General features: G+C 43.4%; 22 protein-coding genes. 14 read left to right on the forward strand and 8 right to left on the reverse strand.

The features are described 5' to 3' along the window. The first annotated feature begins 126 nt into the window (after window positions 1-126). The 3 genes from QUA54_RS06040 to recG all read left to right on the forward strand — a co-directional run bounded on the left by QUA54_RS06040 (window position 127) and on the right by recG (window position 4,807). A complete protein-coding gene (locus tag QUA54_RS06040; protein ID WP_333413816.1) occupies window positions 127-504 on the forward strand; it encodes a hypothetical protein in 378 nt (125 codons plus the stop codon). A gap of 57 nt (window positions 505-561) precedes the next feature. Further along, window positions 562-2,253 (forward strand): relaxase/mobilization nuclease domain-containing protein, encoded by a 1,692-nt coding sequence (locus QUA54_RS06045; protein ID WP_333413817.1) that lies wholly within the window; start codon window positions 562-564, stop codon window positions 2,251-2,253. Between the two features lie 472 nt (window positions 2,254-2,725). Continuing rightward, window positions 2,726-4,807, forward strand: a complete 2,082-nt coding sequence (gene recG / locus QUA54_RS06050; protein WP_333413818.1) for an ATP-dependent DNA helicase RecG — start codon at window positions 2,726-2,728, stop codon at window positions 4,805-4,807. Between the two features lie 427 nt (window positions 4,808-5,234). Here recG and QUA54_RS06055 read toward each other — a convergent pair whose 3' ends face one another. The 3 genes from QUA54_RS06055 to QUA54_RS06065 form a co-directional block, all read right to left on the reverse strand. Continuing rightward, a complete protein-coding gene (locus tag QUA54_RS06055) occupies window positions 5,235-5,498 on the reverse strand; it encodes a DUF7683 domain-containing protein (protein ID WP_333413819.1) in 264 nt (87 codons plus the stop codon). A 61-nt stretch (window positions 5,499-5,559) separates the two neighbouring features. After that, window positions 5,560-5,808 carry a colicin E3/pyocin S6 family cytotoxin gene (locus QUA54_RS06060; RefSeq protein ID WP_333413820.1) on the reverse strand — a complete coding sequence of 83 codons (249 nt, stop codon included), beginning with the start codon at window positions 5,806-5,808 and terminating at the stop codon, window positions 5,560-5,562. A gap of 260 nt (window positions 5,809-6,068) precedes the next feature. Further along, entirely contained in the window at window positions 6,069-7,082 is a 1,014-nt protein-coding gene (locus QUA54_RS06065) for a hypothetical protein (protein ID WP_333413821.1), read from the reverse strand. Window positions 7,083-7,278: 196 nt separating this feature from the next. On the opposite strand from QUA54_RS06065, the gene QUA54_RS06070 reads away from it, so the two are divergent. The 11 genes from QUA54_RS06070 (at window position 7,279) to QUA54_RS06120 (ending at window position 13,453) form a co-directional block, all read left to right on the forward strand. Further along, window positions 7,279-7,773 (forward strand): hypothetical protein, encoded by a 495-nt coding sequence (locus tag QUA54_RS06070; protein ID WP_333413822.1) that lies wholly within the window; start codon window positions 7,279-7,281, stop codon window positions 7,771-7,773. Between the two features lie 42 nt (window positions 7,774-7,815). Further along, window positions 7,816-8,067: a hypothetical protein gene (locus tag QUA54_RS06075; protein WP_333413823.1), complete on the forward strand. Its 252-nt coding sequence runs from the start codon at window positions 7,816-7,818 to the stop codon at window positions 8,065-8,067. Between the two features lie 3 nt (window positions 8,068-8,070). Further along, window positions 8,071-8,766: a siphovirus Gp157 family protein gene (locus tag QUA54_RS06080; protein WP_333413824.1), complete on the forward strand. Its 696-nt coding sequence runs from the start codon at window positions 8,071-8,073 to the stop codon at window positions 8,764-8,766. Between the two features lie 109 nt (window positions 8,767-8,875). Further along, window positions 8,876-9,142, forward strand: coding sequence for a hypothetical protein (locus QUA54_RS06085; RefSeq protein ID WP_333413825.1), 267 nt, complete (start codon window positions 8,876-8,878; stop codon window positions 9,140-9,142). Between the two features lie 61 nt (window positions 9,143-9,203). Further along, complete coding sequence (locus tag QUA54_RS06090) at window positions 9,204-9,905, forward strand: hypothetical protein (RefSeq protein WP_333413826.1); 702 nt, start codon at window positions 9,204-9,206, stop codon at window positions 9,903-9,905. 28 nt (window positions 9,906-9,933) lie between these two features. Next, complete coding sequence (locus QUA54_RS06095) at window positions 9,934-10,131, forward strand: hypothetical protein (protein ID WP_015211755.1); 198 nt, start codon at window positions 9,934-9,936, stop codon at window positions 10,129-10,131. Between the two features lie 2 nt (window positions 10,132-10,133). Next, the gene (locus tag QUA54_RS06100; protein ID WP_333413827.1) at window positions 10,134-10,382 is read left to right on the forward strand and encodes a hypothetical protein; all 249 of its coding nucleotides are present in this window, start codon (window positions 10,134-10,136) and stop codon (window positions 10,380-10,382) included. Between the two features lies 1 nt (window position 10,383). After that, window positions 10,384-11,196: a hypothetical protein gene (locus QUA54_RS06105; protein WP_333413828.1), complete on the forward strand. Its 813-nt coding sequence runs from the start codon at window positions 10,384-10,386 to the stop codon at window positions 11,194-11,196. Further along, entirely contained in the window at window positions 11,169-11,876 is a 708-nt protein-coding gene (locus QUA54_RS06110) for a hypothetical protein (protein ID WP_333413829.1), read from the forward strand. The genes QUA54_RS06105 and QUA54_RS06110 overlap by 28 nt, the downstream gene beginning before the upstream one ends. Next, on the forward strand, window positions 11,869-12,600 hold the full coding sequence (locus QUA54_RS06115) for a hypothetical protein (RefSeq protein ID WP_333413830.1): 732 nt from the start codon (window positions 11,869-11,871) through the stop codon (window positions 12,598-12,600). Before QUA54_RS06110 ends, QUA54_RS06115 begins: the two co-directional genes overlap by 8 nt. A 22-nt stretch (window positions 12,601-12,622) precedes the next feature. After that, complete coding sequence (locus QUA54_RS06120) at window positions 12,623-13,453, forward strand: ThiF family adenylyltransferase (protein WP_333413831.1); 831 nt, start codon at window positions 12,623-12,625, stop codon at window positions 13,451-13,453. Between the two features lie 102 nt (window positions 13,454-13,555). Here QUA54_RS06120 and QUA54_RS06125 read toward each other — a convergent pair whose 3' ends face one another. From QUA54_RS06125 to QUA54_RS06145, 5 genes are all read right to left on the reverse strand, one after another. Continuing rightward, on the reverse strand, window positions 13,556-14,956 hold the full coding sequence (locus tag QUA54_RS06125) for a nucleotide-binding domain-containing protein (protein ID WP_333413832.1): 1,401 nt from the start codon (window positions 14,954-14,956) through the stop codon (window positions 13,556-13,558). A gap of 12 nt (window positions 14,957-14,968) precedes the next feature. Beyond that, window positions 14,969-16,747 (reverse strand): SAVED domain-containing protein, encoded by a 1,779-nt coding sequence (locus QUA54_RS06130; protein ID WP_333413833.1) that lies wholly within the window; start codon window positions 16,745-16,747, stop codon window positions 14,969-14,971. 1 nt (window position 16,748) lies between these two features. Continuing rightward, the gene (locus tag QUA54_RS06135; protein ID WP_333413834.1) at window positions 16,749-17,129 is read right to left on the reverse strand and encodes a Pepco domain-containing protein; all 381 of its coding nucleotides are present in this window, start codon (window positions 17,127-17,129) and stop codon (window positions 16,749-16,751) included. Window positions 17,130-17,278: 149 nt separating this feature from the next. Beyond that, the gene (locus QUA54_RS06140; RefSeq protein WP_333413835.1) at window positions 17,279-17,542 is read right to left on the reverse strand and encodes a hypothetical protein; all 264 of its coding nucleotides are present in this window, start codon (window positions 17,540-17,542) and stop codon (window positions 17,279-17,281) included. 25 nt (window positions 17,543-17,567) lie between these two features. After that, a complete protein-coding gene (locus QUA54_RS06145) occupies window positions 17,568-17,798 on the reverse strand; it encodes a hypothetical protein (protein WP_333132173.1) in 231 nt (76 codons plus the stop codon). Between the last annotated feature and the right edge of the window lie 77 nt (window positions 17,799-17,875).

Raw genomic sequence — 17,875 nt, forward strand, 5'->3', positions numbered from 1 at the left:
TAAAGCCCCTCCAGGCAACAAGCGATCGGCACGTGGCTGAGGCGCGATTGCCCTCCGTACACGCTACCCGATCGCAGCCGAAGGATAAAGTTCGTTACCCAACACCAAATAGCGAGCAAACTAGCCATGTCGAGATCCAAACGAATCAAAAGAATAGCCGTATACCTAACGCCAGAAGAACTTCAACTTGCTGAGACAATGGCTAAAAATCTCCAGGTGAGCATCAGCAGTCTGTTCCGATACCACACTTTTAAACAACAACATCAACCAGCTTTGTGCCAAAAATTAGCCGAACTTAACCTCCGCCTCAAACCGATTGCCCTTGCTACAGAACAAGCATTATGGATGGGGGGAAAAATTACACAGCCAGCCAACTTTGAGGATCTGATTGAGCAAACTTTGGCACTGCTCAAGCAAGTACAGCAACAGCAAATGAACGTACCACTTCTAATGAATTTAAGCGATATTGAGGAAAATTTAGAAGCTCCTAGCGAAAACTTTTAATAAAAACATCCACAAATCATCACTTTTTTACTACACAAGTTTTAAGTTTAGTAAATAATGATTGGCAAGCAGAAAATCGGTAAAACTTTTACCCCATTGCTCAATTACCTCTTCTCCAAAGAAGGAGCTTCACTGATTGGAGGAAATATGGTAGGAGAAAATGTCCAGGAATTAGCTGCTGAGTTTCTGTTCTCCAAACAACTCAACCCTAGAGTTGAAAAACCAGTTTACCATGCGACCTTAAGCGTGCCGGATGGCGAGTATATCCCTGATGCCAAATGGCGGGCGATCGCTCTAGATTACCTAGAAGGAATGGGACTGGATAAAAATCTGTTTGCTATCATCCGCCATACCGACCGCGACCACGACCACATTCACATTGCAGCCAGCCGTATCAAATTGGATGAGCAAGGAACTTGCGTATCAGATAGCTGGAACTATCTACGCAGCGAAAAATTGATTCAAGAATTGGAAGAAAAGTATGACTTGACACCAGCTTCCCGCAGTTTTGATAAAGAACGCCGTTCTCCCACGACTGGCGAACACCGACGGTTAGCAAGAACGGGGGAAATCAGCACGCGGGAACAACTGCAAACAGCACTAGATAGAGCAACCACTGACAGTCCCGCGCTCGCTCTTTTGATTGACCGACTCGTTGAACAAGGCATTAGTGTAAAAATAGAACCTACCCCCGGAGGCGAATTAGGGATTAGCTACAAATTAGGCAATATTGCTTTTAGCGGCACTCATTTAGGCAAAGCTTACACCTTCAAGGGGCTGCAAAAATACAGAGGAGTCACTTACTCTGCTAATACTGACATAAATGTGGAAGCCATTCCCCCATTGCAAGAGCGAGAATTGAACGAAATTTTGGAAACAGAAAACTCTAAACCAAATAGCGACGCGAACAATGATAGTGATGCTGATGACTGTGGCGAAATGAGGAACAGCAGCATCGAGAGCAATTCTTCACCAATATACTGGCAAAGCTACTCTAACATTGACAGGCCAGAGCGAGAAGGAAGCAGCACAGGGACTTCCTCAGAAACCGACAAAGATTCTCTAATCGCTGAGTCAGAAGATGTAGGCAAACCCGACTCGCCCAACGATCGCGAAACATCGGGGTTCGACTCACTTAACTGGGAGTCTGTACGAAGCAATTTAATAGAAAATGCTTGTCTGCCAGTCGAATTAATCGACCTCCTACACGACAGGGGATGGATAGACGCAGACAGCCTGAACCGCCCTGTATTCCAACTCCGCACTCTTGCAGGAGAGTACAGAGGAACCTGCACCTTAGACGCCAATGGAAAATTTTCCATTGACAGTCATGGGGAAGGCTCATATCAAGGAGGCGACAACACTGAAAAGGGAGTTTTCTGGATAGCGGTTCAAAACAATATTGAAAGAGCCATTATTGCCAGCAACCCGGTAGAACTCCTGTCTGTAATTGCCTTAGATCCAGATTTCAATAAAAGGCCGACTTTATACTTAAGCATTGATGCGGTTTCTTCGCTGCCAACCGACTTTCTTAAGGAAGTAGAAACTATAGTAGTCGGCTTCAAAGGAGATCGAGATGGCGATCGACTGTCAAAAGAACTTATTGAAACATTCCCTCAATCAAAGCGAATCAATCCAGGCTTTGCCGGCTGGAACGCAATCTTAGCATCTCAAGAGCAAGAAACAGAAAATGGTTTTAACGATCGTGATGAAGCAATCGATCGCAATTTTGGCATAATTTTGGATTAATCAAAGCTCACTATTAGTATTTTACGCAGCTTTCATGGGGTCAGGAAACGATGACTAAAGTTGGGCGATAAACAAATTGCTTATTTTTACGACGCCCTTTTCGGCTTGTTTGAGCAGTAAAACCGTCGCTGCCACCCACCTTAAAACCAAACAATATGCTATTTGGAAAAGAGCTTTTTCCAAACCGGCTCGTCCAAGCCGTGACTCAGACTCTATTATCAGTAGTGTAAAAGAGTGGAAGCGCCACCTTAAAATTATGAATCTACGTCACTTACTTCTCTCGACTGCGCCCTAAATCTTCGGGCAACCAGCGAGAATGAAACTCTGCTTTGTTAGGAGTAATGGAAGGACTAAAAGCAGTGTATCTCCCAATTAAATTCAGCGATTTGCCATTGGTGAAGTGGCTGCTAGCGCAGCATTATGAAGGGCTTGCTAACAAAAATTTGAATTTGAGAAATTCCTAACTATCATCATGAAACTGCATTCACCCATTTGCGATCTGCCAGGGTTACACCCAAGCAATTACAAAATGCTAGAAAGGCTGGGCCTTGCAACTGTACGAGACTTACTGCTCTACTTTCCCCGTGATTACATTAAGTATCGGCGAGTAAAAATTTATCAGTTGAAAGTAGGCGATTCAGTCACGGTTGTAGGTAAGATTAAACATCAGGAAGTAGTGAGTCCGCCTAAAAATTCTAGGCTAACAATTCAGACTATTATTGTCAAGGACAAAACCGGTAAAATAGCCTGCAAGCGTTTCTTCAACCACCGGTACTACCAATCAAAAAAGTGGAGGGACGAGCAAGCCGCCACCTATGTTGCTGGAGGCATTGTTGCTATATCTGGGATAGTCAAAGCCGATCGCTATTGCGGAATGACATTAACTTCCCCTGAAATCCGATTAATCGGTCTAGACGAAGCCAAGGATACGAAAAATTCAATTATCCCAATTTATCCTTTGACAAAGGGAGTTAGCAACGAAATTGTCCAAAATGCAGTAACCTCAGCTTTGGAATCTGCCAAGCTGCTAAATGACCCCCTGCCACAGGAGTTCAGACGACACGGTTTGATGAAATTACAGAAGGCGATCGCAAACATCCACCAACCCCCAGACGAAACCCAACTAGAAGCTGCCCGCCGTCGCCTGGTATTTGATGAGTTTTTCTATCTCCAGCTATCGTTTATAGTGCGTCGCCACCGGCTTTTGGCGCGATCGGCTCTTACAAAAATAACTCCCGCTGGCCCTCTAATCCAACACTTTTACTCTCAACTTCCCTTCTCGCTTACCTCAGCTCAACGTAGGGTCATTAACGACATTCTCAACGACATGACTTCCAAAACGCCGATGAACCGACTGGTACAGGGGGATGTCGGTTCTGGTAAAACAGTTGTTGCTGTCGTTGCTATCCTCGCTGCCATCCAGTCTGGCTACCAAGCGGCACTTATGGCACCTACAGAAGTGCTAGCCCAACAGCATCACAGGAAGATTGCGACGTGGTTTGAACGCCTTGGCGTTTCTGTTCAATTGCTGACGGGTTCTACCAAAACCGCCAAGCGCAGAGAAATCCACGCCCAATTAGAGACGGGTGAACTTTCACTATTGGTGGGAACTCACGCGCTTCTGCAAGAGAAGGTCAACTTCAACAAACTCGGTCTGGTAGTCATCGACGAACAGCATAGATTCGGTGTGCAACAGCGGCAGGATTTACTGAACAAGGGAAATAGACCTCATGTACTGACGATGACTGCGACTCCTATTCCGCGTACTTTAGCACTGACCTTGCACGGGGATTTGGATGTCAGTCAGATTGACGAGTTACCGCCCGGTCGTCAGAAGATTCACACGAAAGTGCTTAATAAAAGCGCTTCAGCATACGAATTAATCCGCCGCGAGGTACTTCAAGGTCGTCAGGCATACATCATCCTTCCCCTGGTGGAAGAATCGGAAAAGCTAGATTTGAGAGCAGCGGTAGCAGAATACGATCAACTATCAACGGAAATCTTCCCCGAATTTAGAGTTGGTTTGCTGCACGGTCGGATGACATCAGTAGAAAAAAATGAAGCCCTCAACTCATTCAGCGACAACAAAACCCAAATACTGGTTTCCACGACTGTTGTGGAAGTGGGCGTGGATGTTCCAAACGCTACTGTCATGCTGATTGACCATGCCGATCGCTTTGGCTTAGCTCAACTGCACCAGTTAAGAGGTCGCGTCGGTCGCGGGTCTTACCGTTCCTACTGTCTGCTGCTCAATACCAGTAAAACAGCGGAAGCCAAGGCACGTCTTGAGGTGTTGGAAAAATCCACTGACGGGTTCTTTATTTCGGAGATGGATTTGCGCTTGCGCGGGCCGGGAGTTGTGATGGGCTATCGCCAGTCGGGACTTTCGGAATTTGCTTTGGCGAATATACTGGATGATGAGGATTTGCTGAATTTAGCTCGTGAAATGGCAGTAGTAATTATTAAGAGTGACCCAAATTTAGAAGAACATTCGTTGATGATTGCAGAACTCAAAAGACGGGGGCTGACCAGTTGGAATTGCGCTCTCAATTAATAGGTTCTAGCCAGTTTTTTTATGAGAGAGGTGCTTCGGTAGCTCAGCAGTGGTAAGAAATCCCATTCAATTAACGATCGCAAAACTGCAACAACACCTAAATAAAAACACCAAATTTTTGAAAGGTTGCTAATTCGCCTCGGTCAATCCATTATTTCGCCTCTGCTAAAAAGCTTGCAACTTCGTCTTGATGATATACTGCCTTGTTAAGCGACGAGCGGGAGTCTGGAATTTAGGATTTGCTTTGCCGGATATACTAAATGATGAAGATGCCCTAATTTAGCTCGTAAAATTCAACCAACTGTTTATACAAGCTCATCACTGGCAGTTGGTTACTACTTGGAATATGCCAAAAATTTAGTGAAATATTGAGTTCGCGTTCCACTACTTAGATTTCAAGATGAGTGATAAGCTTATTTAAAATATTTCAGATAGCATCACACTCTATAAAATAATCATATAATTCTATGTTGATTTTCAAATTAAAAGCCTTTTCAAGATAATTTTTATGTTCAAAAGACTCAATAGGATAACATTCGTACATAGGATTATTTGATTCAACTCTAAAAATTTTTTTTAGGTAAGAAAGGTTTACGTTATCCAAAACTTTCTCTCCTATAAAGTCGTTGCCGCATTTAGCATACCAACGTACAACTCTTTGAACTACTGGTTTATGTGCGCTAATACTCATTACTTTATTCACTATTAAATTTATTTTTTAGAGAAGAGGGGCATAAAGCCCCCCATTTTTATTAACTTAGTTTACGAGTAGCAACTCCAGGTTTTATTCGTTCTCCTTTAATAGGCTCAAACTCACCCAGATGATTACCCCGTTTATCATACTTTTCCACTAAACCATGTCTATAGTCCCACTCATATATGCACTCTTCATCCTCCCATCTACTTCTTAATCCCCCTCCTCCTTGTAGGGGTGTTTTTGGTTTAACTCGCTTAGCTTTTGGAAAGGCTTCAAGAGTTTTTGGTGCGGGAAAATATGTCATACTAATTTCCTTATATCTGTGCTTATTTATAACTACCCCTTAACACTCCTCCCTGTACTAAAGAGGGTATTGAAGAGAGTAAATTTTAGAAACACATTGGGAAATTAGTAGGCTTACTTGAAAAAGTTACTACTAAGTTTAATAATTATAGCATAAATTATAAGGCTTTTATATAAAATATAGATATATTCTTATCCAGCAGTCGGTTGGCTTGTTTTTTTCGCTCGCAGTTGATAATTAATTCCAATTACTGGTATATATCAGTTTCCCCTTGCCAAAATCTCTGGCAGGTAACCGTTACGAAATTTGGCTTTAGACATATAAGTAGCTTCTTTTATTGTCCATTGCTTGTCGGGAAACAAATCAGCAACCTTTCCCAACTGAACTAATCCTCTATAATCGCCCGTAATTTGAGAAATGATTCTAGCGATCGCCTTACAACACGAATCCGGGTATTTGACAACTTGCCACTCAGAAAACCGAATCACCACCCAATTTTTTTCTAAAAAAAACCGATTGCGCTGACTGTCTTTATTCCTATCCACGCAATGATGAGGTTTTCCTGTCCGCCCATCATAAGGTTCATCAATCTCGATATCTATAGCTAAACCTGTCGGTTGATGAACCAAAATAAAGTCAGCCGTGTAACGAAAAGATGTACCGGGTATAGGAAACTCACCACCCATACAGAAGTCATAAAAACCAGAGAAATAACGACATAAGTAAATAAAAAATTGCTTTTCACTTACCCCTTGTTGTACTCCTCCCTTACCCTGACTTGCTGGCGGTTGAACAATCTTTTTCAACAAATTATTAAGCAGCTTAGATCGATCCTGCAAAAGAGAATTATATTGCTCAGTTTCCTTGCAATTTGGCTGCAAGCGACACAATTGATAACTTTCGTATTTGAATAATTGTTGTTGGTAGTCAGCCAGTCGTTGTTTGTAGCGATCGCGTACTTGAAAATCAACAAACCGCAGATAAGCAAAAGCCGCTGCTGCACTAACTGAAGCACATACCAGCGATGAACAAAAAGCTATAACGCTCATACCAAACCGCCAGTGAACCAACATTACCACCACAGCACTGGCTATCCAAAACTGAATCACTAAATAGTAACGAGAATTATTGAAAACTGGCAGTCGCGGCGGAAAAGGCATTTTTTTTGTAGAAGAAGCACTTTCTTCCAAAATAGGTATCGGGTTATCCGCGCAGAACTGACGAATTGAATCGGGGATAAGAATAACTGGGTAAAAGCCTCTTATTTGGCTCATGGTTATACTTTTTGTAGGCGATGTACAAGCTCAAATTATGTATATTTTCAACTTTTAACTTACTAAATATGCGCGTCGTATCTCATCAGACCCAGGAATTACAAACTCCTCTACCTAATTTCCGATGTCATCGACTTATACATGGGCTAACGCCCACCTTTTTGGGTGAAAATAATAATTTGGTACGCCACTACTTATGCCTACAAATCAGCCCAATAATACACAAAAGATTGCCACAGACCGTCTCAAATCCACGCGGGAAAAACTGACAAGAAAAATCAAATTGGCATTGAAGACTGCAACGCCTGAAGAAACTCTGGAAGTGTGGATGTTGATGAAACGGCAGGAACTCAAAAGAACGACTCCTGGTTTATCGGAACAGCAGACGGAAAGCATCGTGCGATCGCTAATCCTAGAACTCGGCTATGACATCATCGCTACCTCAACTGCCTCACCTGCTGCTGCATCGCCAGAACCAGAAGTTCAGACAGATGAAAGCGAAGTGGATGACGCGGATGAGGATAACGATGCTGATTTCACTAACGACGATTTTGAAGGCGACGAAGATAACTTTTCAGAAGAATTATCAGATGTATCTGAAGAAAAACTTCCTTCTCGCAAGCAGCGGGTTCCTGCTTTGAAAAAAGTAGAAAGCTTAAGGGCTTCTACGCGAAATGGAAAGCACTATTAAGCATTGTTGAATTTGAAATCATAGACGAGGTTTTATACAACCGTGTCCCTACAACAATGTGAAGCTGACGACACAAGAAATACACTCATTTCCTACACTAATACTTCTTTGCTGGGAAGAGTGGATTTCAAATCCGACTCCCTAGAACTTATCCCAGAGACGGAAATTTTGGAAGTAGGCAATGAAAGCATTGACTCTCATAGTTTGGAAGACGAACTCACGCCAGGAACGCTAGACATACTCGCTCGCATTGAAACTTTTGATGAGTATTTTCATTGTTGCGGAAGGTGGTAACTAATGTATTTAGCCAAAGATTTGTTAGCCAGATATTCGATACAAGCAGTCGAACTCTGGAATCAATTGGAAACTGCTGAAACTCCCGAAGAAGAGGAGGCTATTCTCAAAGAAATCTGGGAAAACCAGACAAACCAGGAAATTGCTGCTGACACGCAAGCCGAACTAGCAGATCAACTAGATGCTGAAATTTGTGCCGTCAAAGCACGCTTAAAACATTTAGTAGAACTGCATACTGAGGCAATTGAACGACTGGAACGTTGGCGCAGCAGTCTGGATAAAACCCTGCTACAATTTCATTCAATGGGAGTAATTCCTACAGAGATTGTGGGGATCTCGCGTCACATCCGACTCAAGGAAAATCCGCCAAGTTGCGAAGTATTAATCAATCCTTGTGAATTGCCAACAGAGTACCGCACGGAAAAGCTAGTTGTTACACCCAACAAACGCAAAATCGTAGCTGATTGGAAACAAGGCATTCCCATTGATGGCACTCGAATTGAGCGTAAACTCAGAGTTGAATACGGAATAGTACCATCAAATCTGACCTCTGCAACTAAGGTAATTTCTAATCGTGCTGCAGCACCAAATACTCAGGAAAATCCTTCAACTATAACACAAAATAGTAGGCGAAAAGAAAAGGCGATCGCTAAAAGCGCTGATGGTTCTAACAAGAAAATGAAAGCACGAGCCGGCTAGGGGTAAATCTTCAGAAAAATAAGCGTGGGAGGTTTAACTAACAGCAGATAGTTGTTATATCGCTATCTGCTAAACCATTTTTTTGAATTAATTTAGGAGAACTTAATCCATGAAAAAACAAAACAACCATTCCTTTGATATTTCAACATTTGACACAATTATCTACCGAATTCATCAAGGAAAACTTGCCATCTTAATTGAGGATGGAGACAATCGCCTCGATATATCGTTTCCCATAAAAGATGGGCGATTATTCGTCCTCCTTGGTTCTATAAGAGCCGCTGTAGCTGAAGCAATGACCGATTACTTGGAAGTAGAAGCCTACGGAGATGAGCCGCTACTATTATTAAGTGGATCTTTGAATAAGTTTAATTAATACCAATAAGGGGGCTAACGCCCATAAGTAGTATGACAAGCTATTAAATAGCATAGCAAAAATGAAATGGTTGACACCAGAAGAGGCAGTCGCGGCTGCTAATTTATCGGTAACGAGCGAAGAGTTAATTGAGTATACAATTCAACCCGAAGATGAAGAAACAATAGAGGAAAAATTCCAAAAGATTGGACTGCTATTTGACCGCGATCGCTGGCAAGCCAAAAAACATTATCTAGGTCTCCTCTCGCCAGCAAAAGTTAAAAAACCAGTCGCTACTGAATCATCAACCTCTGCAAGCGCTTCAGAATCAAAAGATGATGATAATTGGGCAGAGGAAGATGAAGAAAATACTGTCTCTGAAACTGAAGAATCCCACAATTTACAATCCGAACATCAAGAAGAACCTTATATCTTAGAGAAATGTACTGTCGAACTGCACCTGACATTTAAACCAGATGACGGCCATCCAGACGGACGAATTGTAATTATTTCCGCAAGTAGTCACAGAGACTTTCCAGTTAGCGAAAAGATAAGAGAGTCATCATTGGGAGAATTACCGCCACCTCTCAAAGAACTGCTGAAGGAACTTGTAGCAGATTTTCCTAATTGCCAAGTGCGGCGACAGATTGCTAATGCTCGCAACCAAAAGAAAAGAAGTGCTAACCACAAGAAACCTGGAAGCGAAGCAAGTAGCACCACTACGTCTACAACTTCTACAGAGTCTAAAACTACTGGAACGCAACTGACCTTATTTGGGATTTGAACAACATACCTACTTTTGGGATAAAAAAATGACTTCAAAAAAGAAAGTGCTAATTTCCTTCGAGGGACAACAGCATCCTGTTGATGAGGAAATAGCAAATGATGATAACGAACTCCGCAAACTGCTCACAACTTACTACCCAGATTGCGCCAACGCCGACATCATTAGAAAACCTGGAGAATTGATTACAGTAGCAAAACGCAACGGCTCTAAAGGAGTAAAATAACCATGAAAATAATTCCTTTAGAATTCCTCATCAATGCACCAGAAGAAGTCAATCCAGCACTATCTATGTGCCGGAAACTACAACGGTTAGAGCTTTCTGGCGAACTCGATAGCGCGACTATGAAAGAAATGGTAAAAGCAATTGAGTTAGCTATTTCAAAAGGGACAGACGACGTGAGAGCAGTTGAGCAAACCAAGGAACGACTGTTAAATAGTCGCTCTGTAGCTGGTGCAGTTCCAATGGGGTTTTAATATGGCTGCAATTTGGAATGCTAAATACGCTCTGCAAATATTACAGCAGTGCCAACCAATCATCGATTTTAAATCAGCAACCGATTATTTGTTAGATAAACTGAACACCTATCAGCTACTCAGTCTTTATCAACAATTGTTTCCTTTGGAATGGGGAAAAAGCCAATCGGAACTCTACTCGGAAGATGAAAATCACAGTCCGAAGGAATTGGAGTTTATTTCGCTAGTTAACGAACATTTATTCCCGATTGACGACATAATTTTAGAGGGCGCTTATGAAGAGCGCTTCTATCAAATTCCTGTCTCACCCAAAGGAGTAGACTGGCAAGACCATGAAGAAGGAATTGACGCATTGCGAAGCGGATGGCAGATATTACTGCCACTTTCGCAGTCAGGTCGGTGGTGGTTGGAATCCGTAGCAGGCGATGAAGGAAATTCGTGGTACGAATGTACGTTTGGATACAGCTTGAAAGACATTGCACATCCCGAAAAAACTAACTTCAAGCTTCTCAAGAGATTAGCCCGTCGCGTTGCACCTCCAATCAGCGATTTGCCTACAGCCTTAGCACTCCTTGACTTAAAAACTGGCAATATTTGGCTAGACCAAAGTGTTTGCTGTGAAAGTTACTGGAATCATAATTTTGAATCAAGACCCTGGACAATTGAAGACATTAAATTCCTAGCAAGTGAATGGAAAAAAGCTAGTCAGCTACTAGATAAAGCCTGCGAATTGATTGACTGGATTGAATCTGAGCCTTACACCAATTTCTCACACCTCTTAGCATTATGGAATCTGACATTGCATCTGAAATAATTCGAGAGGTACTGGAGGTAGCCCCCCGAAAATTGTCCACTATTCAAGCCGAACTTCTCTTTATTGAGGGCGGTACTTACATTTTTCACTATCAATCGGGGGGCAGTTCCAAGTACAAATGCCTGTCTCCAGCAACTCTGCGAGCAGCTTTTGTCAATACACCCATTGATTCGGGTTGGATAAACCCTGAATCGGGGATAGTACGTTGGGGAACTGGCAGCGCCGGGGAATGGACAATCAAATTCGTGCTACCTCAGAAACACGAAATAAATTTGTTGGAATCAAAGCACTTGGTTTCTTTACCAGCATTGGTGTTCTTGGGGTTGAAATCTGATTACTGGGTTTGGGCAATTAAAGGCTCTAAATTTGACCCGGAAGCAGATGCTTTTCACGTTCCGCTGCCCAACGTCTATTTGCATTCCTATCAACCCTGTGGACGCATCTGCTGGGGAGATAATAAACCGCCTGTAGCTTCGCCCAATACTATTAAAAAAGCTTGGGAATTGTTCATCTCTAGTCCCTTCAACGGACATTTGAGTGACGGCAAATCTAGGGCGCAACCCAGTGACGTGCGCTTGCAGCTCGAAAAAGCAGTTAAACGTTCATCGTACCCAGTTAAAGATTTAGTCAGCACGAACCAAACAATTGCCAAATTAGTTTCAGCAATAACTGATGATTGAACCACCTAAACTGAATCACTACAACTTAGAATTTGTCGATTATAAGATTGTCAAACTCGGAGACAATCTGCCATTTCACTCTAGCAGTATGTTCGAGTATCTGATTGGCAGCAATGGCATTTTTGTTAGAGCGGTTAGACTGGGGTTAGAAGTGATAATTCCGGTGGAAATTTTTACCGCGTCAATCAGAGGATTAGAACCGATTGAGCCTTTAGTCCGATTAACTCCCGGACGAATCCCTCAGCAGATACTCATCCAAATGTGGAAAGAAAGTTGTATCGCCGCGCTTGCAGAACCACCGTTAGAAATCACTTTCCATATTCATCAGGAACAAGGACAATGGCGGCTCCTAATTCCAGAGCAAACGCAAAGTTCTGCTAAATGTAGAGCAATTGAATACGGTTTAGATTCTTCGTACATTAACGCCACTGTAGAGGTACATTCGCACAATCAGATGGCAGCTTTCTTCTCAGGTGCAGATGATGCAGATGAAGGGGGTTTCCGCATTTTCGTAGTTTTAGGGAGAGTGACTGAATCGAGCGCTGAAATTATTTGCCGCGTGGGAGTTTATCGACAGTTCTGGCACGTTCCGGCTGACTGGATATTTGAATTACCGAGTTTCATTGTAGATGTCACAGTTGGTGGAGAAAAAGACGATTTGATTGATAAATTCTACTCCAGTTCGGTTGCGCCATCTTTGTTAGATGACCCAATCGAATTGTAAACAACATTTGGAGATTTACCCCATGTTTAATTATGATTATTTGGAAGCTTCGCCTTTGATTGTCAGACAAGCTGATTCGATTGATTTTTGGCTAATTGGGGCGGGAGGAACGGGTTCTTGGCTGTCTTACCATATTGCACGGCTGGCACGGAGTTTGGGTAAGTCGGGGAAAAAGGTGCAATTTGCGATCGCAGATCCCGATCGAGTTGAAGAAGCCAACATCAGCAGGCAAGCTTTCTGCGATAAGGAAATCGGACTGCCCAAGGCGCAGGCTCTAGCGTTGAGATACTCTATCGCTTGGGGAGTTGACACGACGGCTTTCGTGCAGGTATTTGACCCCAAGCTAATCCGCTACGCCTACGACAAACTGACCATCCTGGTGGGGTGCGTGGATACAGCAGCCGGGAGAGCGGCAATTAATCAGGCTCTTGATTTAAACCAATTTTACAGCCGTTCTGAAATTCCCCGCGTGTGGTATCTCGATTGCGGAAATCATGCAGCAGCGGGACAAATTTTGCTGGGCAGTTCTTTGGAAACTGACCCGGACTTCTATAATTTTGGGGGATTGGGATGTGCTAGGCTACCATCTCCGGTGCTCCTGGCTCCTGACCTTTTGAAACCGAAACCTGAAGAGTTGACAAATAATCTATCTTGTGCTGAGAGGGCAGTGCTGAATGTGCAGAGCGAGAGCGTGAATGTTCGAATGGCGGCTGAGGCGGCGGATTATTTGTACCGGATGGCTGCGGGCAATCTCAAGCGGTTTGCGACCTATTTTGATTTGGAGAGTGGGACGGCGCGATCGCTTTACATTACCCAGCATTCGGTCTGTGTGGCATTAAAATCTAATGCTTGAGTTCAGCATCCGTCATAGACCTCACCCCAACCAATGATCCAATGGAAAATTTTCGATTAGGGGGTGCGACATCTTACCTCGTTTGAGGTTAGTAGGAACTTTTTAGCCAAATCCACGATTGGAATTACCCGAAATCCTAGAATTACCGCTTGCTGTGATCTTTACAATGTGTACCGCCTGCGCCATAACTCGACCCTCCTTCTCAATTTGACAGCTCATGCGGTGAGTACCTTTAAAGGCAGTGCTTGTCCAAATTGTGGTTCCGCTATCACTGCTTTCCCAGTAAAGCTGCTTCGCCTCATCTGCCTCGTCTCCTTCGTTATCAACAATCCATCGCACGCTGTAGAGGCGTGGGACATTTGTTGACATGACTGAAAATTTGAGTGCAACGCCTTTAGGTAAAACAGAGCTTCCACTCAAGTACTGTTCATAAATTGGGCCATTCTCACGCTTGGCAAGATCGCAGCGAACTGTAACACTGTATCCTGTTACAGCACTTAACTCAGCGTTGATTGTACCTTTAGTGCTTTCTTTTTTCGCCCAGAATTCATGATTAAAAATCCAGTCCCAAGCAAAACGCGCCTTCTCTCTCGTACACTTTGACTCGTCAAATAACACGCTAAGTTTACTGATTGCAGTATCGAGTCGATCCCGAAGTCGAGTGACTTGGTTTAATACTTCAGTTTTGCCTGTCAGTTCCTGTGAAGTATCGACTGGATTGTATACGTGGCAAGAGGCTTTTAGTCGATTACGTAATGCCACCATAGTGTTGTACAAGGCAAGGTCATCGCGCTCGCTGTTCGCTGTGTAAATACCAGACTCGGCTACTAGTGCTGACACGATCATGCCACCGGGTAGACTCCAAGAAGTTCGTGAGCGACAGAACCGTTTTAGAAATCGCACAATGCGGCGCATTTGCCCATCTTCAACTTTAGGATAGTAACCGAGAGCTTGACTGGCCTTCGGGCTTAGTGTCGCAACACATTTACTAAACCAGTCGTTAACCTCCATTGGATCTCGCCGTTTCCACTCGGTGCTGGCATGCTCAATACGCTTTATACCGAGGTTGTCTATATAGGTGCGGTAGATTGCAAAGTCGATATGGTAGCCTTCTGCATACCAAATCGTAACTGCATTAGTACGTGATTCTGGTTCCTTTGTGAAATTAGTGCAGCGTTTGCATAACGCATCACGTACACGCTGCCGTGCTTTAAGCGGGTCTTCAGGTATCTCATCTTTATGGAAAATTAGTGAAACGTCAATATCGTAGTCATTGTCACCCTTCGGATCTTGGTTGAGAGTATGCATTGCATAACCACCTTGGTTCTTCCAGTCATAGGGATGTGAGTGCGGACGACCAGTTTCTTTAGCAAGATCGTTTAAACCATTTTTTAGTCGGGTGATATTTAAGTCTCGATAAGTTGCAAGTTGCTGTCGTCGTATTGTTCCAAGACGAACATGGGTGTCATAAAAAATTTGTAAGTCGTCAGAGATGTCGTACATGAATATGTGAAATTACTCTGAGGTATCATGGATGAGCAACTTAGTCGAAATGACCCTAGATTCAGGTGAATCAGCACTATTAATCTTAACACCCCAGGCATACCGTGGACTTGTATGAGATGTGTAGTTGTAGACGATAACCTGGTGATGGATCGTTCGGCTGATTCGGCGTCCGAGACTGAAGCCAAGGCTAACTGGTCCAGAATAAAAGATATGCACAATAAGTGACTTGTCAACGCGGGTATGCAAATCATCAAGGACTTGCCGGAAAGCGTTACAGACTTCCTTTACCTGACTGTAATGGGTGATCGCGTCAATACGTCGCTTACCTATCTTAATCTGTATATCTTCATAGGGCTGAGGCACTACATCGTCCACATCATTTTTGGTAATGTCAAACGAGATGGCGATTCTAATGGCAACAGCAACAGCATTTGCTGGACGTGAGATAGTGCTAACGCTTAGGTCAAGTTTTGGACTATCATCACCAGCCAACTCATACCAACAATTTACATCGCGATCCAATTCAAATAACGCAATCCTAGGCCAGGTTGAGACAGCATAACCAGCACAGAACTGAAGTGGAATGTGAACAATGCCATAGTAACCAATTACTGCTTCTGGATTGGCTTGAAATACCACTAAAAAATCGTTTATGAGATTGTTATTCTGTTGTACAGCACTAATGGGGTCGCAAACGCCGTTTGTGAAGAAAGATGATAGGTAAAAGTCGATATGTTGAATTTTGTAATGCCGAAAATGAGCAGGTAAGGACTCCTCCGAAATACGAACAGTTAATAGTTCAAATGACTGATGACGGATTGCAAAGAAAGTTCCTACTGGATGCTGAACATCAGTCTTACCAGAGCCATATCCGGCAGGTACAACACGGGCTAAGCGTTCAATCCCTTCAATTGCTTTTGGATTAGTTGGTGAAACAGCTAGTACGCGAATCCATAGTTGTTTTGCAAGTTGGAAGTTTTGCTGAACTTCAGCCAGAAGAGCATCGTTTTCCAGTGTCACGATGTCAGTAAGATTAGCTTTGCGAGGCAACAAAATGAGGTGGTACTTAGTTGGTGGTTCGACTACACCATAAGGAGTTTGCTGAACCTTTCTGTATTGTTGGGTCAGGCTAGGAACCCTTTGCCTTAGACGTTGATAGAGCCGTTCAACGGTCGCACAGTTGCTTTCTCCTTCAATTTTTAGTCCCTCCAACAGGGCATAGGTGAATGATCCATGTTGTAGTTCATTAATCTCATAGGAAGATTCCCCTGGGCTACAGGAGAACAAGCTAATGACACCTTGCTGCTTTTCTTGCCCAAAGCCCACACCATCTCTTTGCCCGTTTCCGCTTCGACAAGCATCAATTAGCATAACAACGTTATCGGCACCACTGCGTCGCAGGCGTTCACTAACGTACTGCAATGAAATGCCACTACTCTCAACATCACCAGGATCAACATCTATCGGCATCAGATAGTCCCGATCTTTATGACGTTTTCCATGCCCTGCAAAGAAGAACCACAAGTTATCGCCTGACTTCAAAAATGACTCTTCAAACCGCACTCGAAAGAAACGATTTAAAGTTGTGTAAGTAGGATGAGAGTCCAGATCAGAACCGTAGTCTTGCTTTATAGGCAAGGAATCATCAGCAAAGTGATAAACAGTCTGGATATTGAGTTCTTGCCGGAAAAATACTTGCATTGCCTCGGCATCAAATTTGGCGTAGTTGAGTGATTGCAAGTTGCGATAACCATTGATACCGATCGTAATTGCCCAGTTTTGTCCCATTTCAACTGTTTGTAGTAGTTCGCTTGAACTTAAGCTTGATTGCCCCTTTGTTCCCCAATTTTCCGCTATTGCCTAGGATGCTTACCTGCCCTTCCCCATTGATTTCAACGGATAGTTCGACTTCATCAAGTTGTAGTCCATTTTGTTGGTTAGCCTCATTTGAAATATCACCTAAGACCTTCAGCAGTCCATTCATTTGAACTTTTAGAGCCGCTGCATCCAATGGAACTCGCTGCTGGACGGTCGTCTTTATTTGTTCTTTCAGTCGCTGACCAAAGCCACCCCCAGTATCATCGCTACTCCGCTCTCCTCGGAGAATTTCAACACTTTCAGTGGTCTCTACTTCAGTCACAATCCAAATTTGAGATGAATCGTCTGACATGCTTTTAATTCCAAAATTTTTCTTCTATTCTATCTTCGCTGAAATTAAGACACTGTACTTTAAACTAAGAAATAAAAGTAAGGCCTTATGTGATTGGCACTAATACACCAATAGCAAACAATTGAGCAAGTGAAGACAGATTGCTTAAATCAAACCCATAAATAAACCCTTTCTATGTAACTAGGGTCAGCCTGAATTCGCTCATCAAAGTTCATATTCTCCCATTCTACAATAACCTTCCCCGGCCTATCCATCAAATCTGGTCGATCGCTAGGAGGGTGCAAGGACGGGTAACAGCCGTCAACATTCCCACCCCAACCGCTCGCCCAATGGAAAATTTTCCATTGGGCATAGCCAAACCAAGAGGCCATATCAGGGCGGCTACCGCCGCCCCATCGAACCAAACACCCCATGCCTCTGCTAGGTGTCCCCCTACGCCTAGACCCTATCGATATATGTAGGGTCAGCCTGAATTCGCTCGTCGAAGTCCATATTCTCCCATTCTTCAATAACCCTCCCCGGTCTGTCCATCAAATCCGCAGGAGCGCTGCTGGGACGCACGAATGGGTATTTATCCTCATCTTCAGGAGCGATCGCCAATTCCACCAGCTCAGTATCTTCATCTTCAAACAGAGCCGGATTAACAATTGTATCAACCTTTAGTTCCATTTCAATCACCTCAAAAACACTTCCAACGGTCAACACTTGACCGAGTTTCAATCTGCTAAGGCTTAGATAGACTTTTC

Origin of the sequence: Microcoleus sp. MOSTC5, from assembly GCF_036701825.1 — a bacterium.
Lineage (GTDB): Bacteria > Cyanobacteriota > Cyanobacteriia > Cyanobacteriales > Microcoleaceae > Microcoleus > Microcoleus asticus.